The sequence below is a fragment of the Carnobacterium sp. genome (assembly GCF_049673005.1).
Classification (GTDB): domain Bacteria; phylum Bacillota; class Bacilli; order Lactobacillales; family Carnobacteriaceae; genus Carnobacterium_A.
Genome location: NZ_JBATXB010000033.1, coordinates 1 through 22,571 on the forward strand (window position 1 = coordinate 1; position 22,571 = coordinate 22,571).

The following is a 22,571-nucleotide window of genomic DNA, read 5'->3' on the forward strand; positions in this document are numbered from 1 at the left end:
CAGGAGGAATTATTGGTAATATTATCGTAGGATTCATCGGATCATGGCTTGGGTCTTCATTATTTGGTAGTTTTGGACCTGTCATCGGTGGGTTTGCTATTATACCTGCATTAATTGGTGCTGTAGCACTAATCTTTATCTTTTCACTTATCATGGGAAGACGCAAAGGTTAATTGTATTTAACGCTTCAGTAGAAACACTTTGAGACTATATCTCAAAGTGTTTTTACTTTTTTTAAATTAACTATAAAAAGGGGATATATCATGTCATTAGAACACTATTCAATCAACATACATGCACCATTCAAAGAATCTAGCAAAAAAGTAAAAGAACCTACTTTTTGGTTGCCTTTCTTACCAGGTTTTAGTAAACTCAATCAACTTTCCGATTATAGTTATTCTGTAAAAACTTCTCTACCATTAGGTTCTTTTACTCATGAGACAACCTTAATATTTTATTTCGAACCAGAAATAAAATTTAATGAAGTTCATTTTACTTTTTCTTCAAAAAATAATCATATTACCGGCTTAGGTGAATTAATTGTTTTACCTAAGTCTGATGATATTATAAAATTAGAGATTTCGTTAGAGCTTCATTTAAAAGGAAGAAAATTTTTACTCCTTACTCCTCTTTTACCTTCACTTAAAGATTCGTGGGCTAAAAATATTTTAAATGAAGTAAAAGTGACTTTAGAAAATAAATAAAAAAACTTTCTAAAAAGATAATTTAGGAAAATTAATTTTCCTAAATTATCTAATAGAAGTTTTTTATTTTAAATAAGATAATTATATTTTATTGTTCCGGTACTAAAGCCTCCGGGAAATTTTTTGAAACAATTTCAGAACATCGTTCACAAAGAGATGGAGCTATTGTATTTGCCCCTACATCTTCTTTAATCGCACGACATCTCTCGCAAGTCTCACCATGAGCATGTTCTACTACGATTGCTAGAGAATCAAACTGTAAGGCTGTTTCTGGAGCTTCTGTTTTATCTCCTGCAATATTCAAGTCTGAGACAATTAATAATTGCTCAATATTACTATTTAATGATACAAATAAATCTCTTGTAGGTGCAGTAGGATAAATAGTTAACTTAGCTTCAAAAGACTTACCAATTTTTTTATCGTTACGTGCCTCTTCCAATGCTTTTTGAACATCTTGACGAATATCCATAAAGGCATTCCACATATCCATTAATTCTATTTCATTTTCATAGGTTTCAACATGTGGCATCTCAGCTAACTGAACGTATTCTTCATCTTCACCTAACAAACTCCAAATTTCTTCTGCTGTATGAGGTAAAATTGGTGTTAAAAGTTTAGTTAACTTAACAAGTACTTCGTAGAACACTGTTTGCATAGCTCTACGATCATATGAGTTTTCTGATTCAATATAAACAACATCCTTAGCAAAATCTAAATAAAATTGAGATAAATCAACTGTACAGAAATTATTAATTAATTGATAAATCGCTGGAAATTCATATTTTTCATAATTCATTTCTACTTTTTCAACGAGTTGATTCAAGCGAACCATCATATATTTATCTACTGAACGTAAATCTTCAAAATTAATTGCATGTTCTGAAACTTGGAAATCAGATGTATTGGCTAATAAGAAACGCATCGTATTGCGAATTTTACGATATACTTCTGAGACTTGTTTTAATATTTCATCACTTACTCGTACATCTGCTTGAGAATCAACACTAGAAACCCACAAACGAATAATATCTGCACCCATTTGTTTTGTTACTTTATCAGGAGACATCGTATTTCCAAGTGACTTACTCATTTTACGCCCGTCACCATCTAATACCATACCTTGTGACAAAACTGTTTTATAAGGAGCTTCACCATTTATTGCGATACTCGTTGTGATACTTGAGTTAAACCAGCCACGATACTGATCTGACCCTTCTAAATACATGTCAGCTGGGAATGTCAAGTTTTCTCTTTCCTTTAATACAGCTTCATGAGAAGACCCAGAATCAAACCATACGTCCATTATATCTGTTTCTTTGGTAAAGATATTATTAGGACTGGATGGATGAGTAAATCCAGCTGGCAATAGGTCAATGGCTTCACGTTCAAACCAAACGTTTGAACCAAATTCTCCAAATAATTGTGCAACATGATCAATTGTTTCTGGTGTAATAATAGGCTCATTATTTTCACCGTAAAAAATCGGTAGAGGTACACCCCAAGCCCGTTGGCGAGAAATAACCCAGTCGCCACGATCACGAACCATATTATAGAGACGTTGCATTCCCCATTGTTGAGTCCAATTTACATTTTTAATTGCTTCTAATATTTGTTCTCTGAATAGATCAATAGAAGCAAACCACTGTGGTGTTGCACGGAAAATAACGGGTTTTTTAGTACGCCAATCATGTGGGTAACTATGCATAAAGAAGTCCAATTTCAGTAAAGCGCCTTTTTCTTTTAGGATTTCTGTAATTAGTTTATTTCCTTTGTCATAAAATACCCCTTCTAACCCAGGAGCCTCATCTGTAAAACACCCTTTATCATCGACTGGTGATAAAACACCTAGTTTATATTTTTGGCCGACAATGTAATCGTCATCCCCATGCCCAGGAGCAGTATGAACTAAACCAGTACCAGCTTCTAAAGTAACATGGTCTCCTAAAATAACTAGCGAAGTACGATCATACATAGGATGTTGTGCTGTCATTAATTCCATATCTTTTCCTTTAAGTTCACTAATAATTTCTACACTTTCCCAACCAATTTCTTGAGTTACTGTATCAACTAAATCTTTCGCTAAAACAAATTTTTTGCCATCAGCTAAGATAGTCACGTAATCGTAGTTAGGATGAACAGCAATACCTAAATTCGACGGAATAGTCCATGGTGTTGTAGTCCAAATAATTAGTGATGTAGAATCATCAATCAATCCTTTGCCATCAATAATTTTAAAAGCAACATAAATACTTGCAGATTTAACGTCTTTATACTCAATTTCTGCTTCTGCTAAAGCAGATTCACTTGATGGTGACCAATAAATTGGTTTTAATCCTTTATAGATATATCCTTTTTCAGCCATTTTACCAAAAACACGAATTTGTGCTTCTTCATAATCAGGTGTCAATGTCACATAAGGATTATCCCATTCACCTGCAACACCCAAACGTTTAAAGTCTTCACGTTGTTTATTTATTTGTTCCCAAGCGTATTCTTCACATAATTCGCGAAATTTAGCTATAGACATTTCTTTGCGCTTAACACCTTTATTAGTTAATGCTTGCTCAATAGGTAGACCGTGTGTATCCCATCCCGGGACATATGGAGAACGAAAACCTGTCATCGATTTATAACGAACAATGATATCTTTGCTGATTTTATTTAGCGCGTGGCCAATATGAATATTTCCATTAGCATAAGGAGGTCCGTCATGTAAAATAAAAGTTGGTTTTTCTTTATTTAATTCTTGTCGTTGACCATAAATATCTTTTTCTTCCCATTCTTTTTGCCATTCAAGTTCACGTATTGGTAAGTTTCCGCGCATTGGAAAAGCTGTTTTCCCTAATTGCAATGTTTCTTTCATTTTCATTATTTATTCCTCCATTTTCTTATCAATCTACTGTTTATTAGCGTACTGCTTAAACTTTAAAAATGCAAATTCAGTATACAAAAAAACACTCCTCCCTTATAAGGGACGAAGTGAATTCGTGATACCACCCAAGTTTAGGAATGAACAGTGTTCATATTCCTCTCAAGCAATTGGTAACGGTTATCAGCCGGCTAATTTTACAATTTTTTCAAATCAGCACTCTTGGAGGATCTTACAATAAAAGGGATTGTTAGACTTTCACCATTTTCTAACTCGCTAAAAATATTTTATTGCTTTCTATTCCAATCATAGTTTTAAATACTATGGTAATTCAATTGCAGGAGTTGTGCCTTCAGCAATTTGATTTTCATCATTTTCAACTTCTTCATCAGTAGCTAGTTCAGTTGACTCTTCATGACTATTTTTTTCTTCCATCTCTGAAAGCAATGCCTTTAAAGTAGGTATTTCTAGAGCTTCTTCTTGTGAGGGTTTTAGAATATCTTCCCATTCTTCATTTTTGACCATCTCTAATTGAGATTCAATCATTAATTGTAAACGTTGTTTAAAGATTCTACTTTGTTTTCTTAATTCATCAGTTTCAGTTGTAATTTTTTTAGCTTTAGCAACTGCTTCATCCAGTAACCGATCTGCATTTTTGCCGGCTTCTAAACCAATTAATTCAGCTTCTTTTACTGCATTTTCTTTAAGTCTATCTGCAGCATCTTGAGCAACAATGATAGATTTATTTAACGCATCTTGCAGGTTATTATAATGTGTTACTTTTTCTTCAGAAAACTTCAGATTTTTTTCTAATTCACGATTTTCTTTCAGAACCATTTCATAATCTTTAATAATCTGATCCAAATAATCATTTACTTCGTCTTGGTCATATCCACGCATCTTGACAGGGAACTCTTTATTATGTATATCTAAAGGAGTTAACACCATATAAGACACCTCCATCATCTGATTTTTTTTATCTTTGATTTGATATTAAATGATTCAATACTAGAATACCTAAATTAGTTTACTTATGCAAGACTCCAAATTTTATACGCCATTTATCTTTTTTTGTTTTCCCCTCTATTTCTTGAACTTGTAGCCTACCAAATCCACGTATAGAGACAATATCTAAAACGCCTAATTCAAAATCTGGTTGAGTTATTTCTGACCAATTTAATTTAATTTTTCCAGACTCAATCATTTGTTTAGATCGTTGTCTAGATATATTAAATAAACTAGCTATTATTGTATCTAACCTCATAGAAGAAACTGTTTCATGAACTATAGTCCAATCATCAAGTGGTTTTAAAAGATCTAAATAGGATTTTTCTATCAAACGTATAGAGACGTTACCCATTTTTTCAACTTGATTTTGGACAAACGGCTTCATACTTTCACCAATGAAAAACTGCCAACGTTCTCCATCAGAAATGATATCTCCAAAAAAATCTCTTTTTAACCCTGTTGAAAGTAAGGTTCCTAAAATTTTCCCATGGGAAAGGTTAGTAAACTTAATTGGATAACGGATTTCAAAAAGAGCTACTTCAAAATCATCTTGTACAGGTACAAAGTATTCGGGACATATATAAAGTCTATTCCTTTCGGCAGCTTGATAGCCACCGAAAGAATAGATTTTTATCCCACTTCTCTTCCCTACAATTGTTTCGACTATATAAGCTTGTCTGGGATCTAAAAAATTAGTCAGATAAGGAGTATATTGATCTTCGCATTCTCTAATCCAATCGGTAACTTGATCGATAAAAGGACGTTCTTCTTTTCTAAAATGTTGATAAACATTCTCAATCATCAAAATACCTCCTAGTTTAGAAGCCTACAATTAATCTTGCTATAATTTGGTAAAGCGAGAATAAACCTCTCTGAGCTAAATTTAACACTAGAATAGCTACTATACCAGAAACGCTAATCATACCAATTGGCGGAATAAAGCGTCTAAAAAAGCCTAAATAAGGTTCACAGAGACGTACAATAATTTGACCGATCTTAGATTGGTAGGCCCCTGGAAACCAAGACATTAGTATATAGATAATGATGAGGGTTGAATAAGCTTGAATCAATCTCGATAATACAAGATAAACTAAATATAAAATATCCATAACGTTTAAACTATTCCTCTTTTCTAATATAAATCTTTTTCACGCATAATATCATTCAATGTCCCGTCAATGCTCACATTTTCTGGCGTGCACAAGAATATCTCATCTCCAATGCGCTGAATATCTCCACCTAAAGCATAGACTGTACCTGTTAAAAAATCTACTATTCTTTTTGCTTGTTCTTCATCCATTCGAACAAAGTTCAATACAACTGATTGTTCTTTTAATAGAATATCTGCAATTCCCTGTACTTCTGAGTAGACACGAGGTTCAATAATAGTAATTTTAGCTTGTTTCATTGAAGATTGTTGGTTAAATGATACAACTTTACTATTTATTTTTTCTCGCTTGGCATTGATGATAGGAATAGTTTTTGCATCAACCAACTTAGAGTCTCCACCTTTAGAAAAAGAATGAGATTCTTGATTATACATTGTATCTAACTCATCTTCTTCATCTAGTTCAAAAAAGCGACTAAATTTATTTTTCATTCCCATTTTAATCCCCCTTAATGAATAAATGGTATTAACACGATAAATCACTCTTGGAAAAATAAACTACCTATACGAATATAAGTTGCACCTTCTTCAATAGCAACTTGATAATCTCCACTCATTCCCATACTAAGCTCAGTACACGGAGCATGAGGTATTTTTTTTCTTTCTATTTGCTTTTGATAGTTCTTTAATTTTGAGAATATTAAACGAATAACCTCTTCATTCGAATTTTTAGGAGCCATTGTCATTAGACCTACTACTTTTATTTTACTAAAAGTAGCTAACTCTAAAATAAACTCTTCTAGCTTTTCAGGAGCTATTCCACTTTTGGTATCTTCTCCACTAACATTAACTTGTACAAAACATCTCACGCTGTCTTGCGCTCTTTTTTCAATTTCTTTAGCTAAAGATAAGCGATCTAGAGAATGTAAATAATCAATTCGATTAATGATTTCTTTTACTTTCCTAGTTTGAAGATTCCCAATAAAATGCCAAGTAATATCATAGACCGAAAGTTCCTTTTGCTTCTCAAGGAGTCCTTCAGATCGATTTTCTGCTAAATGGAAGAAACCTCCTTGAATTATTTCTTTAGTCTCTTGTATTGATCTATTTTTAGTCACTGCAACTACTTGTACAGAAGATTTTTTTCGGTTTGTTTTTTCTAAAGTGCTATTAAATTTTTTTTCAAAATCAGAAATTGCTTGTTTTATATTTACCATCTAATTTATTTACGACGTCTTCTAAAAAATGGTGGTGTCTCAAGGTTTTCATCTTCTGATTTTTGACTACGTTCTTGTTTTTCTTCTTTTTTGAAAAAATCAAAATCTGATTTTTCTTTTTCAGAAAATACCTCTGATTGAGAGCTAGAAACATTTTGATCGCGAACGTTTGGCTCTTTACGAATATCCCAGTCACCAAAGGGATCTTTTGTGGCTCTTGATTGAACAGCTTCTCCACGATTTGGAGAATCATTTAAGTCCATACCACGATTTCTTCCAGAAGACTTTGGACGAGTATCTGCTTTTTTAGTTGTATCAATTCCTGTTGCAATAACTGTAACGATAACTTCATCGCCTAAGTTTTCGTTAATAGATGTTCCAAAGATAATATTTACTTCTGTTGTAGAAGCTGAAGAAACGATGTCTGAGGCATCTTGAGCTTCATACAATGTTAAATCTGAGCCACCAGTTATGTTTAATAAAACTGATTCGGCTCCATCAATCGAAACTTCAAGTAATGGAGAAGATATAGCTTTCTTTGTAGCTTCTGCAGTTCTATTCTCTCCACTAGCCATACCGATTCCCATTAATGCTGATCCTTGATTTTCCATGACTGTCTTAACGTCTGCAAAATCTAAATTCACATATCCTGGTGCAGTTATCAGGTCAGAAATCCCTTGTACTCCTTGGCGTAACACATTGTCAGCCTCATGAAAAGCTTCAAGCATAGGTGTTTTTTTATCAACAATTTCTAACAAACGGTTATTAGATATGATAACCAATGTATCTACATGCTCTTTCATCTGAGCAACACCTTCAGCAGCAAAACGCCCACGCTTAGGTCCTTCAAAAGTAAATGGTCGAGTAATAACTCCTACTGTTAAAGCACCTTGCTCTTTCGCGATACGAGCAACGATAGCTGCCGCTCCAGTACCGGTTCCTCCACCCATTCCAGCTGTAACAAAAATCATGTCCGCTCCTCTTAAAGCGTCAGCGATTTGTTCTTCGCTTTCTTCAGCTGCTTTACGTCCGATTTCAGGATTAGCTCCTGCTCCGAGTCCGCGAGTAAGTTTAGGTCCCAATTGTATCTTAACTTCTGCATTAGATCCAGCTAACGCTTGAACATCCGTGTTGGCAACGATAAACTCTACACCTTTAACACCTTCATCAATCATACGATTAACAGCATTATTTCCTGCTCCGCCTACACCGATTACTTTTATTATTGCTCCATTTAACGGGTTTGTATCAAATTCTAAATCCATTCTACTTCCTCCTACTTACACTTTTATAGTGTATTTAATCAAAAAAATTCGAGAAGAAACTCTTAGCTTTAAAAACCAAAGTATCTTCTTTACGCTTTTCTTGTTTGGTCGGTTTCTCATTGTACTCATATTCTTGTTCTTGATAGTCTACTATTTGAGTTTGTTTTGCTGTACTATTATTTCCTTTGAAATCACTTTGATTTAACGAAAAACTTTTTATAATTTGATGTATATCATCTAATTGTGATTCATAATTCACCAAACCAATACTAGTCGTAAACGTCGGATAACGCATCCCCATTTGATCAGGGACGTACAATTTAACATTAATTTCAAAAATATCCTCAGCTAATTCAACAATTCCTGGAAGTGCTGCTGCTCCACCAGTCAAAATGATTCCTCCTGGTAAATCTCGCGCTTGCACATGATCTAGTTCACTCTTAATTTTTTCAAAAATTTGAACTAATCGTGCTTCTATAATTTCAGAAAGATACTGTTCATCTACGTTAACTGGTTTGCTTTGTCCAATCACATCAACTGGAAAATCCTCATCTGCTGATGCTTCCTCAGGAAGGGCGTAACCGTAGTCTCGTTTAATTCTCTCGGCATTCTCGAAAGATGTATTTAAAACAACGGAAATATCTTTTGTTACGTATTCTCCACCTTCTTGATTAGCGTAAGCAAATTTCAGCTGACTATCATGCATAACAGAAGCGGTTGTTTGTCCACCACCCATGTCAATTACAATAGTACCAAAATCACTTTCTCCTTTAGACATCGCAATACTGCTTGTTGCTAATGGTTGTAGAACTATATCTTCAATTTGGAGTCCAGCTTTTTCAACACATTTTTTTGTATTGTGTATAATAGTTTTTGGACCAGTAATCATAGTTGCGTGCATTTCCAGTCTAACCCCAATCATTCCACGAGGATCTTTAATGCCATCAAACCCATCGACAATAAATTCTTCCGGTAAGATTGCTAAAATTTCTTTTTCTGGTGGAACTGATTTGACCATTGCTGCAGAAAGTACGTTCTGTACGTCCTCTTTTGTAATTTCTTTGTTCTCGCCTGATACAGCAATCATACCGTGACAAGGTTCAATTTCAATATTATTTGCTGGAATACCAACAATTACTTTATTAATGTCAACGTTTGCTTTTTGTTCAGCTTGCTTAATGGCTTTATTAATTGATTCCACCGTTTTATCTATATCAACGATAATTCCTCTGCTTAAACCTTCTGATTTTTCATTTCCTACTCCAATAATATTCATTTCACCGTTAATAAACTCAGCTACAACAACTTTTATTGAAGTGGTTCCAATATCTAGACTTACATACATTCCAGTATTTTTCATTCATTGAAACCTCCTTAAACTTCATTTTCAGTTTTTAATTTTTAGTTTATAATACTTATCTTTGATTTTACCATAAGAATGCTTAATTTACGAAGGTTTTAATAGCTTTATTAAATTCTTGTTTTCTATTTATTTTAATTATTCTTCTTTATTTTTATCAACGTCACTTTTTTCCGGCACTACCTTTTCAAAAGGTAAAAAATAGATACCAACTTCAATATTAATTATTCCTTTTTGTTTACCAATTTTTTGAACAATATCTGGATAATAAGCCATTTTTTCAGCAAAAGACGTTATCGATGCAACTACTTGATTTCCATCGTTCATATATATTTTTATTAAATATGGGTCTGTTTTACTTGGCGTGTATTCAATTTCTGATATACTGTTGTGTATATTTTCTTTAAGTAAAGCGTATTCTTCAACCATTTTATTTAATACTTTTCCCTCTTTAAAATTTATAAATATCGGTTGATTTCCAATAGATACTTTTCTACTTTCATTTACAATTTTTCCATTTTCAAGGATGTTATGATAAGTTTCGTTTTTTTCTAGATAGGCTACAGTTTTATATTCTGTAATAGCTAATTCATAAGAATTTATACTATCAAATTTTAAATCCATGGATTTCACTTGAGATAATTTTTTTTTCACTAGTACTTCTTTTTCTTTTTTCGAAAAAAAGGTTTCCCATAAAGACTCTCCAGATTTAATTTGACTCGCGCTAATGACCGATTGATCTGTAACTTCGCTAGCTCCTGCAACACTTATTTTTTCAATTTTACTTAATGGTGATATAAAATAGACTACTATTAAAATCGCAAATGAAAATAACAAAAGCAATACAGCTAATCGTTGTTTCATTTTTTTTCGCCTTTGTTCTTTTAATTTAGGTAATTTATCTTCTAATGTTCGGGACTTTTTCGTTTTATCTTTAGTTGATTTATTTTTCCAAGAAGACCATTGCGCTGACAATTTCCCCTTCTTTTTATTTAATTCTTTTTTGTTTGCCATACGCCGTCCTCCTTTTATCATCTCTTTTTAACGGATAATTTCTTTTATCATTTGAATTAAATGATCTGCTGCTTCAGGTAATCCTAATTGTTTGGCGGCTTTCGCCATGTTATTCCTTATTTCTTCATGTAGCATTAATTCATCAATTGCTTTTATTAAACTTTTTCCAGTTAACTGATCTTCTGTTATCATTTTTGCAGCTCCACGTTTAGTTAAACTCTCAGCATTTTTAGTTTGATGATCATTGGTTACATACGGACTAGGTACCAAGATACTTGGTAAACCCAACGCCGTCAGCTCTGCCAGTGTTGTTGCACCACTTCTAGATACTACCAAATCAACGTTAGCAAATACTTCAGGCATATTTTCAATATAGGGTACTACTGAGATAGAAAGATTTTCTTTTATTTGAGGTTCAACTTGTTTTTTAATTCTCTCGTAGTGAACGTCTCCGGTCGCAAACAATACTTGATATTTTTTTTTGTTCAATTCGGGTAAGGCTGCAATAAAAGCTTCGTTTAAACTTCTCGCCCCTCGACTTCCCCCGAAAATTAGCACTGTTGGTTGATTAACAGCTAAATGATAATCTTTTAGTATCGTAGATGGTTTTATACCAACTACTTCTTGCGCTCTTGGATTTCCTGTATAGCTAACTTTGTCTGAGTAACGACTAAATTCAGCTCTAGCTTCTTCAAAACACACTGCTATCTTAGTTGCATAGCGAGCTAAAAACTTATTTGTAACACCTGCTACACTATTTTGTTCATGGATAATCGTTGGGATTTTAAGCTTCGATGCAGCATAAATTACTGGTGCACATACATATCCACCGGTCCCAATGACAACATCCGGTTGAAAATCTTTAATTATTTTTTTTGATTTCTTTATACTTATAAAAAACAATAGTATCGTTTTTAAATTACTAATAGATAGTGAACGTTTAAACCCTTGAATTTCGATAGATTTAAATGCAATAGCTGCATTTCTTACAATTTTACTTTCGAGTCCTTTTTCTGTCCCGATGTACATAATTTCAGAAGACGGATGTACTTGTTTTATTCTTTTGATTAGAGCTAAAGCAGGATAAATATGTCCACCTGTTCCTCCACCTGATAATAAAATTTTCATTATTATGTCAGACCCAGTTGGTCTACTCCCCCTCTTCTTTTATTTCATCAACTAATTGATCTATTGATTGGATAAAGACATCACCACGTACTTCAAAGCTACGGTACTGATCCCAACTTGCACATGCTGGGGACAACAAAATGACATCTCCGGGCTCGCTTAATTCAAATGCGATAGGGACCGCTGCTTCTACATTCTGAACAGCCTTAATCGTTTTAATTCCAGCTTTTTCACCAGTTTCCGCTAATTTTGTCGCTGTTTCTCCAAAAACAATCAAAGCTTTAACATTTTTTAGTTCTGGTATTAACTCATCGAAATTATTTCCTCTGTCTAATCCTCCAGCAAGTAAAATAGTCGGAACTTTAAAACCTATTAAAGCGTTCTTAGTGGCTAAACTATTAGTAGCTTTTGAATCATTATAAAACCGTCTTTCTTTAAACTCTCTTACAAATTGAGTTCTATGCTTAACTCCTGTAAATAGTTCAAGACACTCTCTGATTTCACCATTTTTTTTACCCAATAATTTTGTTACAGCAATAGCAGCCATAGCATTCTCTACATTGTGCTCGCCTGGTACTAATATGGATGCTTTATTCATAATCGGTTCATTTTGATAAAAAATAACGTTATTATCTAAATAAACCCCATTTTCCAGTCGTTCTAACCTTGAAAAAGGAATAATTTGAGCTTTACTTGTTTTTACTAATTCTCTTAATTCGGGTTGGTCCCAATTAATAATTAAATAATCTGATTCCGTTTGATTTTCAGTAATTCTCATTTTAGCTTCAACATATTCATCTCTTGTTCCATGATAATCAAGATGCGCTGAATAAATATTTGTGATTATTGCAATATGAGGTTTTAATTCCGTTATCCCCATTAATTGAAAGCTAGATAGTTCCATAATAATCTCATCATCTTTTGTAGCTGTTTGTGCTACTAGACTGGCTGGAGTCCCAATATTTCCTGCAACGTAGGCATACCCCGTCTCACGATTTTTATTTAAAATATCTGCAACCATTGTCGTTGTTGTTGTTTTTCCATTTGTTCCAGTAATTCCTATAAGTGTGCTTTCGGATACTTCATAAGCAAGTTCAACTTCTGTTATAACTGGTATTCCTTTTTCAATAGCCCGTACGATAATAGGATTTGTATACATAATTCCAGGATTTTTTACAATCCATTCAAAATCCTCATCTAACAATTCTACAGGGTGTCCTCCTGTTACTACTCTAATTCCAGATTCTAACAATTCCTGAGCTTCAGGATTTTCATCGAAATTTTTATAATCGTTCACTGTTACTAAAGCACCTAAAGAATGAAGTAGCTTCGCCGCATTAACGCCACTTAAAGCTAATCCTAAAACCAATACTTTAGTATTTTCGTACCGTTTAATATTTTTCATCTTCAATCCTCTTTTCAGCAGAGTTTTTTTACTTAATCTGTACTATAAAAATTTAGTATATAATGAACCATAGGCTTAGTGCTGCCGTAACAAGGCTGATAAACCAAAATGTTAATACAACGCGCCATTCACTCCAACCACTCATTTCAAAATGATGGTGTATAGGACTCATTTTAAAGACTCTTTTCCCTGTTAGTTTAAACGAAGTAACTTGAATCATAACACTAGCTGTTTCGATCACAAAGATTAAACCAATCAAAAGTAATGACCACTCTTGTTTTAGCAATATAGATACTGCTGCTAATCCACCACCTAATGCTAATGATCCAACATCGCCCATAAATATTTTAGCTGGTTTTTTATTAAAGAAGAAGAATCCTACTAAACCACCAACAACAGTTAAACAAAAAATGAATACATCTATTTGTTGTTGATTCCATGCAATAAATGCATAGGCAGTGTAAGCAATTCCAGCTGTCCCCGCAACTAGCCCATCTAACCCGTCAGTCAAGTTAACCGCGTTAGAAAACCCTACTAACCAAAACAAAGAAAAAACACCATAGAACCACCCTAAATCAATAGAACCTATAAGAGGAAACGATAAGTCCGTTGAAAGATTATTAGATTGATAAACAATAAAGAATAAAATCCCTCCAACTAACTGACCAATTAATTTTTGCTTAGAAGTTAATCCTAAGTTACGTTTTCTAAAAATTTTAATAAAATCATCTAAGAAACCAAGTAGTCCATAGAGCAGTGTAATAAACAATAATAAACTCAGACTTATTGTAAAACTTTTTTGCCAAATACCAACCCAAACCGCCGAGATGACGGACGCTATCAAAAAGACAACCCCCCCCATTGTAGGTGTTCCAGTTTTAACTTCATGCCATTTCGGCCCTTCGTCTCTTGTTGTTTGCCCTAATTGTTTTGTTCTAAAATAGCCAATAACAATTGGCATCGCCATAATAGTTAATGAAAAACTACTAACGACTGACAATAACATTTCTGTCCAATGCATACTTAATCGCTCCTAAATTTCTTTAATTTTTTAGTTTGATTGCTTTTTCTACTTCTTCAACGTCATCAAAGTGAATTTTCTCAGTTCCTATAATTTGGTAATCCTCGTGTCCTTTACCAGCAATTAAAATAATATCATTTGTTGTTGCTTGGTTAATAGCTGTTTGTATAGCTTTTCTACGATCTTTAATCATTTGATAGCTTCCAACTTCTAAGTTTACCACCATTTCGTTAAGAATTTCTTGTGGATCCTCAGTTCTAGGATTATCAGATGTGAAAATAACATGATCTGAGTGAGTATAGGCTACTTCAGCCATAATAGGTCGTTTCGTTCTATCGCGGTCTCCACCACACCCTACTATACAATAGACTTCCCCTTTTTTGATTTCATTTACTGCACCCAAGACATTTAACAATCCATCCGGTGTGTGCGCATAATCGACAATAACTGTATAGTCCTGATCGCCTTGCACAACTTCAAAACGTCCTCTTACTCCTTTAATTTTTTCCATTGAATCAATAATACTGGACAATTCCATACCTGATGCATATGCAGTTGCTATAGCAGCTAGAGCATTCGATACATTAAACTTACCTATCATTTGCATATGGACAGGATAATCTTTTTCTTGAAATAGCAATGTAAAACTAGTTCCTTTATTTGTTGTTTTTAAATTAAGTGCTCTAAAATCTGCTTCAACTTCAATACCGTATGAATAAATTTGTGCAGCAGTTTTATTTTTGTAGCTCCTACCAACTGAATCATCCACATTTAAAATCGCATATTTAGGATGTGAGTTTTTGTAACTATTTCCTAATTGAGAAAAGAGCAACTCTTTTGCATGTGCATATTCTTCCATTGTATGGTGATATTCTAAATGATCTTGACTTAAATTTGTAAATACTGCGATATCAAAATCAGTTCCCCACACTCTTCCTTGTACTAAAGAATGGGATGACACTTCCATAGAACAGGTAGTCACTCCGGCATGATTCATTTCACTTAATGTTTTTTGTAAAGTAATACTATCTGGTGTTGTATTTTTAGTTGTAAACAGGTCGTCTCCAATTCGTCGATACATCGTACCAATAACTCCTGTAGTTTCTCCATGATTTCTAAAAATTTGATCTAATAGATGTGTAACTGTTGTTTTCCCATTTGTACCAGTTACTCCAATAACTCTTAATTTTTGACTAGGTTGATGGTAAAAGCGATCTGCTAGAATAGCCATCGCTTTTGTAGTATCTCCCACATAAACAACTGGTACTGCTGCATTTACTTTTTCACTAGCCACAATTAAAGCAGCTCCTTTACCAACCGCTTCTTCTACTAAATTATGACCATCTTGCAAGGCTCCCACAATACAGATAAATAATGAACCTTTTTCAACTTCTCTTGTATCTTGTGTTATTTTAGAAATGGATAACTCTTGTGAAATCTTAATAGAGGTTCCTTTAATAACTAGTGGTGCAATTAATTCAATAGCTTTCATAATATCCACCTTTTCTATTCTTAAGGAGATGCTAATGTGACAGTAATGGTTTCTTCATTCTGCATATTAGATTGAGGCATGAGGCTCTGTTCGACTACATACCCTTCTCCTTTAAATGTAAATTTTATTCCTGTAATTTCAGATACCTTTAGAACATCGTTTTTTGACCATCCGCTCATATCAGGCATTGTCATTGCCCCATTCGTCATTACTATAATACGTTGATTTTTTATAATAGTTTCCTGAGGTAGCGGCAATTGTTGAACTACAGTATCGCCATTTCCAATGATTGTTACATCTACTTTTGTTTCATTTAATTTCTCTAATGCATCTACTTTAGAAATACCCGTTACTTTTGGCATATCGATCTGATTTAAATTTTGAACTTGGGATTTATCAGTTAAATGTTGGTATTCTAGAGCTCTTTTCATCACAGGATTAAAAACTGCTTTTACTACATCTCCTCCAATTATAGAAGGATCATTAATTGTTGGTTGTTGCACTGTCACGTACAATACAACTTTAGGATCATCAGCTGGCGCCATTCCAACGACGGAATAAACATAATTGTTACCACCGCTATAATACATCTTTGTGTCGGGATTTACAATTTGTGCCGTCCCAGTTTTAGCTGCAATCTCATGACCTTCGATTTTATACGCTTGTCCAGTACCATTTTCACTGTAAACAACTTCTTTTAAATAATTTAAAGTTTGATCTGCTGACTCTTTAGAAATAGGTTCACTTACTACTTCAGGTTCAATAATTGTTTCCTTACCTGTTGCAGGATCTACAATTTTGCTTATAAATTGTGGCTTCATCATTTTACCTTCATTTGCTACAGCTGAATAAGCTTGCATCATTTGCATAACCGTTACTGTTAATCCTTGTCCAAATGATGTATTAGCTTTTTCAAGAGGCCACATGTAAGGATTGAATCCTTCTTGTTCATTTGGTAGACCGGTAGATGTTGTTTTCCCCATACCAAATTTATCCAGATATTCTTTCCAATTTTCAGTCCCCATTTTTTCCATTAGGTTTACAAAGGCTACGTTACTAGATCGTTCTAAACCTTCTAAATAACTGATTTGACCCCAACCATTTACGTTATGATCGTTTACTTTCCCGCCTTCAATTTTTTTTGAACCCGACATATAAGTTTCATTAGGATTAAATACCCCTTCATTAACGGCTGCCGCAAGTGTTAATACTTTCATTGTTGAACCAGGTTCAAATGTATTTTCGACCAGCAAGTTCTGCCATAAATCACCAATTCCTTCTTTAGTTGTTCCGTTAAATGAAGGTCTTTGAGAAGCCGCTATAATCGCTCCCGTTTCTGGATTCATTAGCGTCGCAGTCATGCCAACTGGTTTATACTTATCATTAACTTCAGTCATAATACTTTCTAAATAAACTTGCATCCTTTTATCTAAAGTTAAATAAATATCTTTACCATCTACTGGATCTGTGGACTTTATAGTAGAATTAGGTAAGACGTAACCAAAACTGTCTTTCTGATATTCAATCGCTCCGTCTTTACCCGTCAACACATCATTGTATGCTTGTTCAATCCCCATTAAACCAGATAAATCAGCATTTGAGGAATCTTCACTAACTTCACCGTCTTCATTTGTAGGTAATTCTGCATATCCTACAATGTGTGATGCAAATATCCCATTTGGATACAACCTAGTTGGCGTTTCATTAAAAATAATTCCTGGTAATTTTTCTTCTTCTATTGAAGATTTAATATCGTACGTTAATTTTTTCCCAACTGAACCAAATTCGACTTGATTTACATTTTTTTGATTTAATTTTTTCAAAATTTCTTCTTCACTCATCGCGATGTATTTAGCTAAGGCTCTCGCTGTTTTTTGCTTATCTACTACATGTTGGGGTTTCTCAGGTGTATTTGACCACTTATCTGTCAAAACAGCAATTAACGAATAAGAAGTAGCATCCACGGCAACAGGATTGCCGCCCATATCATAAATGGCTCCCCTGTTTGCTTCGAGTACGCTACTTCTTGTATAGAGGTTATTAACATTTTGAGATAAATCTTCTCCGTTAATTTCTCCTTTTACCATAATATAAGTAAAACGTCCCACAAATACCATAAATGTCGTTAAGGTAACGAAAAAAAGTAGGATCGTTATTTTTTTTCTGTTTTTTAAAGGATTTTTATTTTTCATTTAATAACATTCCTTACATTCGCTTCATTCATTTTTAACCCTTGATTATTAGCAATCTTGTAGATACGATCATATCTAGACAATTCTTGGACTTCTTGTTCCAAATTATTATTTACTGCTGTTGTATTTATAATAGAATTTTTAGTATCTTGTAGACTGCGATTGGTACTTGCTATATTAATTTCTAAGGAAATGCTAACTGCAATTAAGGTGAAGGCTATAGCCATAATCATACCAATTAACATCTTTTCTGTCCGAGATACAAGTGTCTGTTTAGATGTCGGTTTATGTACAGATCTAATTGTTTGCTCAGGAGTGATAAGTGGCGACTGTAGAGGGATTTCCATTTCAACTTTTCTAGCTAGATTACTATTAAAAGACATTTAAATAACTTCCTTCCTAACCCCTATTTAAAGTTCCTATTTTCTTTGTTTTTCTGCTACTCTTAACTTTGCACTTCTAGAACGGTTATTCATTTCTAATTCATTCTCACTTGGCAAGATTGGTTTTCGAGTAATTAACTTTAGTTCAGCTATATATTCTTTTGGGATAACTGGCAATCCTGGTGGTAATTCTGGTCCTTTAGCGTATTCTCTAAAAATTGATTTTACAATTCGATCTTCTAATGAATGAAATGTGATTACGCTAATTCTGCCTCCTACTTTTAATAAACTAATCGCTTCTTCAAGTGAGTCTTCTACAGAAGATAATTCATCATTAACGGCGATTCTTATCGCTTGGAAAACTCTCTTTGCAGGATGTCCGCCTTTTCTTCTAGCTGGTGCTGGAATACCACTTTTAATGATTTCAACTAATTCTCCAGTTGTTTCAATCGTTTTCTCTTCCCTTGATGCTTCTATCTTACGCGCAATATTTTTTGAGAATTTCTCCTCACCATAACGATAAAAAATGCGTACTAAATCTTGGTAAGTCCAAGAATTAACGACTTCTTTTGCGGTTAATGGTGCATCTGTGTCCATTCTCATGTCTAGAGGAGCGTCTTGATGATAGCTAAAACCTCTTTGGGCTTCATCTAATTGTGGTGATGAGACTCCTAAGTCATAATATATTCCATCTACTTCATTTATTCCAAGAGCATTTAACTCTTCTTTTATAAAGCGAAAATTTGATTTAATAAATGTGACCATTCCTTTTTCTACATAACTAGCTAATCGAATTTCAGCATTTTCAATAGCTCTCGAATCTTGATCAAAAGCATATAAATGACCGTCTTCACTTAGTTGTGAAAGTAAATATTCGCTATGACCCGCTCCACCTAATGTACAATCAACATAGATTCCATCTGGTACAATAGATAATTTATCTATTGTTTCGTGAAGTAAGACTGTTTCATGATTAAATTCTGTCATTTTTTCCCCACCTAGCTCTTAAACTAATTTATGATACGTTCTTAAAATCCAAAATCAATCATATTTTCAGCGATTTCATCAAATGATTCTTCTGCTTCAGTTGAAAAATCATTCCACTTTCTTTCGCTCCAAATTTCAATACGATCCGATACTCCTATGACATGACAAACTTTTTGTAAATCAGCGTGTTCTCTTAATGTTTGAGGTATGTTAATTCTTCCCTGTTTATCTAATTCACACTCTGTTGCTGCGGAATAAAAAAATCTCGTAAACGCGCGAGCTTCTTTTTTTGCTAATGGGAGCTGTTTAAGCTTTTCTTCAAGTATAGACCATTCGTTTTTTGGGTAACCAAATAGACAACCATCTAATCCTCTGGTTAAAATGAAAGTTGTCCCTAAGTCATTACGAAACTTAGCGGGCATAATTAATCGACCTTTTGCATCAATATTATGTTTATATTCACCCATTAACATGTCTAAACTCACCCCACCATCAGTAGATGTTTTTAGTCTACCACATTGCCCCACTTTCCACCACAATAATAAGATACATTTCAAAAAAAAAAGACTATTGAACTATTTGTTGGTTGTTTATCTTAAACAAAAGAAACATATAGTAAATACCTAGGTGGTGACTTTTCCCAAATAAAAAACAAAAAAGTAGTAAGATAGATTAAAAAATCCATCTTACTACTTAAAAAATCAGTAATTTATTTAAAATATTAACTCCTACTAAAGAATAATATGTGAATAAAGAAAATATAAATACAAAGCGCCAATATGTTTTAAAAAAGCGACTATAAATAATTTCTCCTTTTTTATAAGCTAGAAAAATCGCAATAATCATACCTAAACTAAATAGAATAATTAAATAGTAAGGAAAGATAGACATGTTGAAAGTTTGTATACTTAGAATTTGGATACCCATCATCAAATAAGGGACCATCAAATCTGCAAGCTTAATTCTAATTTCTTGTTTCTTAAAATGATTATTAATACTTTTGCTAAAAATATATAGTAATAAAATTGGTATAATATAAAGAACAATATCCGCTAACTTAAACATAGATTGATTCAAGTTTATTCTCCTTTCAATTAAAATAATAATTCTACCTTTTAAATTGATCTCTTGTTCAATTTACATTAATTTTGTATTTTTGTATAGTTATACTATTTGGGTCCTTTAAGTTAATCATATGTATTTTTCTGCAAAGTAAAACACCCTTGAGCCATGGTCTCAAGGGTGTTTTTAACATTATCTCAAGATACTGTTAGTATTATGCTTCTTTACTTACTACTTCTTTTCCATCGTAGTGGCCACATGCTGCACAAACGTGGTGACTTTTTTTCAATTCACTACAGTTAGGACAAGCATTCATGCCAGGCACTTCTAATTTAAAATGCGTACGGCGTCTGTTTTTCTTAGCTTTTGATGTTCTTCTTTTTGGTACTGCCATTATCTACACCTCCTTAAAATTTCTTCTGCTCTTTATTTGTTAGTTTGAAAAGAGAAGATTTAAGCTCTAATCTAACTTCTTATCATCAGATTCATTTTTAAATAAATCTTTCAAACCTGCAAAACGAGGATCTAAAGTTTCAGCTTTTTGTGCTGCTTTTTCTGATATAAAATCATCCTCAGACATAACAACCCAATCATTTCCACTTGGCATTTTATTTTCCTCTTCTTCTTCTTCAGTAAACACCTGAATCGGAATATTTAACAAGACCGCATCTTCTATTGCTTCGGATAAGTCGAGCCAATCATTCTCTAGTTGAATAACCGTTCCTTCTTCTTCATCAAATTCGCGACTTGCTACATTTTCTGGAATATAAATCTCGTCTACCTCTAAAGATAAAGGTATTAATACTGGTTCTAATGATCTTGCGGAAGGTAGTGTCACATTTAATGAAACAACCATATGAAGCAAGATCTCGTTTTCTTGAACAATTAGATTTCCTTCCAAAAGAATTGGAGATACGTCTAAAATTTCTTTATCTCTCTTTGTCAATGACTTTTTCAAATCAACTGTCTCAGAAAAAACAAGCGGTTCAAAGCGGTATTTTTGCAATTCGTTTAATGACCATTTCATTTTTCATCACTCCTAAAGCAACAAAGGTAATTATACTAGTCTAACATACCTTTGTCAACGTATTTTACCTTACACTAAAAAGCTTGTAATACTTGTTTTCATATAAATTTTCATGTGAAAATAAAAATTAAATTAAGATTATTGGTTGTCTTCGATAATCTTGGGGTCGCATTATAGTAGTATAACCTAAATTATAAATCTCTCCTGCTTTAATATCTAATTCCCAAAGAGAAGAATTTTTTTTATTTATATTATTAATTATAGGCAAATGAACAGTTTTCTTTACTTGTTTTAGATAAGCCTGACCAGTTTTATTAAAACCTAATAGATGTATCGCTCTAGGCAAGTCTATCTGTGGTTTTATTTCTGCATCTTTAATATTTAATAAGATATATACACATAATCGTTGCAACCTCACCCAAGTATAACGTTTATTTTTTACTAATGAAATAAAATCTTTAAAATTATCTGACTCCTTAACTTTTTGTTTTAATCGGAATTCAATTCCTTCTTTCATTTGGTAAACTAAACCTAATTCTTCAACTGATTGATTAATTAGTTGATACTTGAGCAGAGGCCAATATTTTTCCCAGGTTACCCATTCAGACTCAACTAATAACTTATGGCTAGATTCTGGTAGGAATTCTCTTAAACTAGATACTGATTTTTCTTTATCTATGGTATCAGTTAACTCCATCCGAATAGCAGTAGCACTGGCTATTCCCTGATTCTTCGTTATCTCTTTATCGTGGTATGAAGATTTTATCCGTTTAATAGGAAATAACTTCATTGGATCAGCGTATTTAGCATTTTCTTTCGCGTAGGCAAGACCTAATATCGTATTAGGAGATGTTAAGTCAAGAGGTGTTTCCGGAAGATATTCTTGCATTATTTGGTTCATTTGAAAAGCATAGCTAGAACCATTATTTTTCAGTTCATTGAAACGTTCTTCTATATCCGAATCTTTTTTATTAAGTTTCTCTACCATAGTGTAATAATCGATAGCCTTTCCAGTTTCTGCTCCAAAGCAAAAGTTCTGACAACCTAGTGCATGAAGCAAAGCTATGCCTCCTCTAGCAAAATAATCCGCTGGTTGGACACTAAAAGCTATTGGAAGTTCAACGACTAAGTCGGCTCCACTAGATAAAGCCATTTGCGCACGGGTCCACTTATCTACAATTGCTGGCTCTCCTCGCTGTAAAAAATTACCACTCATTACAACAATAATGATTTCCGCATTTGTATTTTTTTTAGCTTGTTCGATATGATAAAGATGACCGTTATGAAATGGATTATATTCTACAATAAGACCGCAACTCTTCATTTTAC

General features: G+C 33.4%; 23 protein-coding genes and 1 other annotated feature. Of the genes, 2 read left to right on the forward strand and 21 right to left on the reverse strand.

Annotated elements, in window-relative coordinates; translation table 11 throughout:
- On the forward strand, window positions 1–173 hold a 173-nt coding region (locus tag WBF61_RS02805; protein ID WP_424253845.1), incomplete at its 5' end, for a GlsB/YeaQ/YmgE family stress response membrane protein.
- Window positions 174–263: 90 nt separating this feature from the next.
- Window positions 264–704 (forward strand): hypothetical protein, encoded by a 441-nt coding sequence (locus WBF61_RS02810; RefSeq protein ID WP_424253707.1) that lies wholly within the window; start codon window positions 264–266, stop codon window positions 702–704.
- An 88-nt stretch (window positions 705–792) separates the two neighbouring features.
- On the opposite strand, the gene ileS is transcribed toward WBF61_RS02810, so the two are convergent.
- The 21 genes from ileS to WBF61_RS02915 all read right to left on the reverse strand — a co-directional run bounded on the left by ileS (window position 793) and on the right by WBF61_RS02915 (window position 22,566).
- Window positions 793–3,573 (reverse strand): isoleucine--tRNA ligase, encoded by a 2,781-nt coding sequence (ileS, locus tag WBF61_RS02815; RefSeq protein ID WP_424253709.1) that lies wholly within the window; start codon window positions 3,571–3,573, stop codon window positions 793–795.
- A 98-nt stretch (window positions 3,574–3,671) separates the two neighbouring features.
- Window positions 3,672–3,892 (reverse strand) — a binding site (T-box leader).
- A gap of 2 nt (window positions 3,893–3,894) precedes the next feature.
- Window positions 3,895–4,521, reverse strand: coding sequence for a DivIVA domain-containing protein (locus WBF61_RS02820; protein ID WP_424253711.1), 627 nt, complete (start codon window positions 4,519–4,521; stop codon window positions 3,895–3,897).
- Between the two features lie 79 nt (window positions 4,522–4,600).
- On the reverse strand, window positions 4,601–5,383 hold the full coding sequence (locus WBF61_RS02825; RefSeq protein ID WP_424253713.1) for an RNA-binding protein: 783 nt from the start codon (window positions 5,381–5,383) through the stop codon (window positions 4,601–4,603).
- Window positions 5,384–5,399: 16 nt separating this feature from the next.
- Window positions 5,400–5,690, reverse strand: a complete 291-nt coding sequence (locus WBF61_RS02830; protein ID WP_424253715.1) for a YggT family protein — start codon at window positions 5,688–5,690, stop codon at window positions 5,400–5,402.
- Between the two features lie 23 nt (window positions 5,691–5,713).
- On the reverse strand, window positions 5,714–6,187 hold the full coding sequence (locus WBF61_RS02835) for a cell division protein SepF (RefSeq protein ID WP_424253717.1): 474 nt from the start codon (window positions 6,185–6,187) through the stop codon (window positions 5,714–5,716).
- A 41-nt stretch (window positions 6,188–6,228) separates the two neighbouring features.
- A complete protein-coding gene (locus WBF61_RS02840) occupies window positions 6,229–6,906 on the reverse strand; it encodes a YggS family pyridoxal phosphate-dependent enzyme (protein ID WP_424253719.1) in 678 nt (225 codons plus the stop codon).
- 5 nt (window positions 6,907–6,911) lie between these two features.
- The gene (ftsZ, locus tag WBF61_RS02845) at window positions 6,912–8,171 is read right to left on the reverse strand and encodes a cell division protein FtsZ (protein ID WP_424253720.1); all 1,260 of its coding nucleotides are present in this window, start codon (window positions 8,169–8,171) and stop codon (window positions 6,912–6,914) included.
- 34 nt (window positions 8,172–8,205) lie between these two features.
- Complete coding sequence (ftsA, locus tag WBF61_RS02850) at window positions 8,206–9,531, reverse strand: cell division protein FtsA (protein WP_424253722.1); 1,326 nt, start codon at window positions 9,529–9,531, stop codon at window positions 8,206–8,208.
- 138 nt (window positions 9,532–9,669) lie between these two features.
- Entirely contained in the window at window positions 9,670–10,545 is an 876-nt protein-coding gene (locus WBF61_RS02855; protein WP_424253724.1) for a cell division protein FtsQ/DivIB, read from the reverse strand.
- A 27-nt stretch (window positions 10,546–10,572) separates the two neighbouring features.
- Window positions 10,573–11,673: an undecaprenyldiphospho-muramoylpentapeptide beta-N-acetylglucosaminyltransferase gene (murG, locus tag WBF61_RS02860; protein ID WP_424253725.1), complete on the reverse strand. Its 1,101-nt coding sequence runs from the start codon at window positions 11,671–11,673 to the stop codon at window positions 10,573–10,575.
- A gap of 22 nt (window positions 11,674–11,695) precedes the next feature.
- Entirely contained in the window at window positions 11,696–13,078 is a 1,383-nt protein-coding gene (gene murD / locus WBF61_RS02865) for a UDP-N-acetylmuramoyl-L-alanine--D-glutamate ligase (protein WP_424253727.1), read from the reverse strand.
- A gap of 52 nt (window positions 13,079–13,130) precedes the next feature.
- Entirely contained in the window at window positions 13,131–14,099 is a 969-nt protein-coding gene (gene mraY / locus WBF61_RS02870; RefSeq protein WP_424253729.1) for a phospho-N-acetylmuramoyl-pentapeptide-transferase, read from the reverse strand.
- Between the two features lie 22 nt (window positions 14,100–14,121).
- A complete protein-coding gene (locus WBF61_RS02875) occupies window positions 14,122–15,591 on the reverse strand; it encodes a UDP-N-acetylmuramoyl-L-alanyl-D-glutamate--2,6-diaminopimelate ligase (protein ID WP_424253731.1) in 1,470 nt (489 codons plus the stop codon).
- Window positions 15,592–15,611: 20 nt separating this feature from the next.
- Complete coding sequence (locus tag WBF61_RS02880; RefSeq protein WP_424253732.1) at window positions 15,612–17,783, reverse strand: penicillin-binding protein; 2,172 nt, start codon at window positions 17,781–17,783, stop codon at window positions 15,612–15,614.
- On the reverse strand, window positions 17,780–18,166 hold the full coding sequence (gene ftsL, locus WBF61_RS02885) for a cell division protein FtsL (RefSeq protein WP_424253734.1): 387 nt from the start codon (window positions 18,164–18,166) through the stop codon (window positions 17,780–17,782). Before ftsL ends, WBF61_RS02880 begins: the two co-directional genes overlap by 4 nt.
- Before the next feature lie 36 nt (window positions 18,167–18,202).
- Window positions 18,203–19,153, reverse strand: a complete 951-nt coding sequence (gene rsmH / locus WBF61_RS02890) for a 16S rRNA (cytosine(1402)-N(4))-methyltransferase RsmH (protein WP_424253735.1) — start codon at window positions 19,151–19,153, stop codon at window positions 18,203–18,205.
- Window positions 19,154–19,194: 41 nt separating this feature from the next.
- Window positions 19,195–19,626, reverse strand: coding sequence for a division/cell wall cluster transcriptional repressor MraZ (gene mraZ / locus WBF61_RS02895; protein WP_424253737.1), 432 nt, complete (start codon window positions 19,624–19,626; stop codon window positions 19,195–19,197).
- A gap of 220 nt (window positions 19,627–19,846) precedes the next feature.
- The gene (locus WBF61_RS02900) at window positions 19,847–20,230 is read right to left on the reverse strand and encodes a DUF3397 domain-containing protein (protein WP_424253739.1); all 384 of its coding nucleotides are present in this window, start codon (window positions 20,228–20,230) and stop codon (window positions 19,847–19,849) included.
- A gap of 199 nt (window positions 20,231–20,429) precedes the next feature.
- Window positions 20,430–20,609 carry a 50S ribosomal protein L32 gene (gene rpmF / locus WBF61_RS02905; RefSeq protein ID WP_085560280.1) on the reverse strand — a complete coding sequence of 60 codons (180 nt, stop codon included), beginning with the start codon at window positions 20,607–20,609 and terminating at the stop codon, window positions 20,430–20,432.
- A 66-nt stretch (window positions 20,610–20,675) separates the two neighbouring features.
- Window positions 20,676–21,242: a YceD family protein gene (locus WBF61_RS02910; RefSeq protein WP_424253740.1), complete on the reverse strand. Its 567-nt coding sequence runs from the start codon at window positions 21,240–21,242 to the stop codon at window positions 20,676–20,678.
- Between the two features lie 127 nt (window positions 21,243–21,369).
- Entirely contained in the window at window positions 21,370–22,566 is a 1,197-nt protein-coding gene (locus WBF61_RS02915; RefSeq protein ID WP_424253742.1) for a nucleotidyltransferase, read from the reverse strand.
- Window positions 22,567–22,571: the final 5 nt, after the last annotated feature.

Bases quoted from the DNA above. Each gene is read 5' to 3' on its own strand.
- WBF61_RS02810 (WP_424253707.1), top strand. From the start codon at position 264: ATGTCATTAGAACACTATTCAATCAACATACATGCACCATTCAAAGAA.
- ileS (WP_424253709.1), bottom strand. From the start codon at position 3,573: ATGAAAATGAAAGAAACATTGCAATTAGGGAAAACAGCTTTTCCAATG.
- WBF61_RS02820 (WP_424253711.1), bottom strand. From the start codon at position 4,521: ATGGTGTTAACTCCTTTAGATATACATAATAAAGAGTTCCCTGTCAAG.
- WBF61_RS02825 (WP_424253713.1), bottom strand. From the start codon at position 5,383: ATGATTGAGAATGTTTATCAACATTTTAGAAAAGAAGAACGTCCTTTT.
- WBF61_RS02830 (WP_424253715.1), bottom strand. From the start codon at position 5,690: ATGGATATTTTATATTTAGTTTATCTTGTATTATCGAGATTGATTCAA.
- WBF61_RS02835 (WP_424253717.1), bottom strand. From the start codon at position 6,187: ATGGGAATGAAAAATAAATTTAGTCGCTTTTTTGAACTAGATGAAGAA.
- WBF61_RS02840 (WP_424253719.1), bottom strand. From the start codon at position 6,906: ATGGTAAATATAAAACAAGCAATTTCTGATTTTGAAAAAAAATTTAAT.
- ftsZ (WP_424253720.1), bottom strand. From the start codon at position 8,171: ATGGATTTAGAATTTGATACAAACCCGTTAAATGGAGCAATAATAAAA.
- ftsA (WP_424253722.1), bottom strand. From the start codon at position 9,531: ATGAAAAATACTGGAATGTATGTAAGTCTAGATATTGGAACCACTTCA.
- WBF61_RS02855 (WP_424253724.1), bottom strand. From the start codon at position 10,545: ATGGCAAACAAAAAAGAATTAAATAAAAAGAAGGGGAAATTGTCAGCG.
- murG (WP_424253725.1), bottom strand. From the start codon at position 11,673: ATGAAAATTTTATTATCAGGTGGAGGAACAGGTGGACATATTTATCCT.
- murD (WP_424253727.1), bottom strand. From the start codon at position 13,078: ATGAAAAATATTAAACGGTACGAAAATACTAAAGTATTGGTTTTAGGA.
- mraY (WP_424253729.1), bottom strand. From the start codon at position 14,099: ATGCATTGGACAGAAATGTTATTGTCAGTCGTTAGTAGTTTTTCATTA.
- WBF61_RS02875 (WP_424253731.1), bottom strand. From the start codon at position 15,591: ATGAAAGCTATTGAATTAATTGCACCACTAGTTATTAAAGGAACCTCT.
- WBF61_RS02880 (WP_424253732.1), bottom strand. From the start codon at position 17,783: ATGAAAAATAAAAATCCTTTAAAAAACAGAAAAAAAATAACGATCCTA.
- ftsL (WP_424253734.1), bottom strand. From the start codon at position 18,166: ATGTCTTTTAATAGTAATCTAGCTAGAAAAGTTGAAATGGAAATCCCT.
- rsmH (WP_424253735.1), bottom strand. From the start codon at position 19,153: ATGACAGAATTTAATCATGAAACAGTCTTACTTCACGAAACAATAGAT.
- mraZ (WP_424253737.1), bottom strand. From the start codon at position 19,626: ATGTTAATGGGTGAATATAAACATAATATTGATGCAAAAGGTCGATTA.
- rpmF (WP_085560280.1), bottom strand. From the start codon at position 20,609: ATGGCAGTACCAAAAAGAAGAACATCAAAAGCTAAGAAAAACAGACGC.
- WBF61_RS02910 (WP_424253740.1), bottom strand. From the start codon at position 21,242: ATGAAATGGTCATTAAACGAATTGCAAAAATACCGCTTTGAACCGCTT.
- WBF61_RS02915 (WP_424253742.1), bottom strand. From the start codon at position 22,566: ATGAAGAGTTGCGGTCTTATTGTAGAATATAATCCATTTCATAACGGT.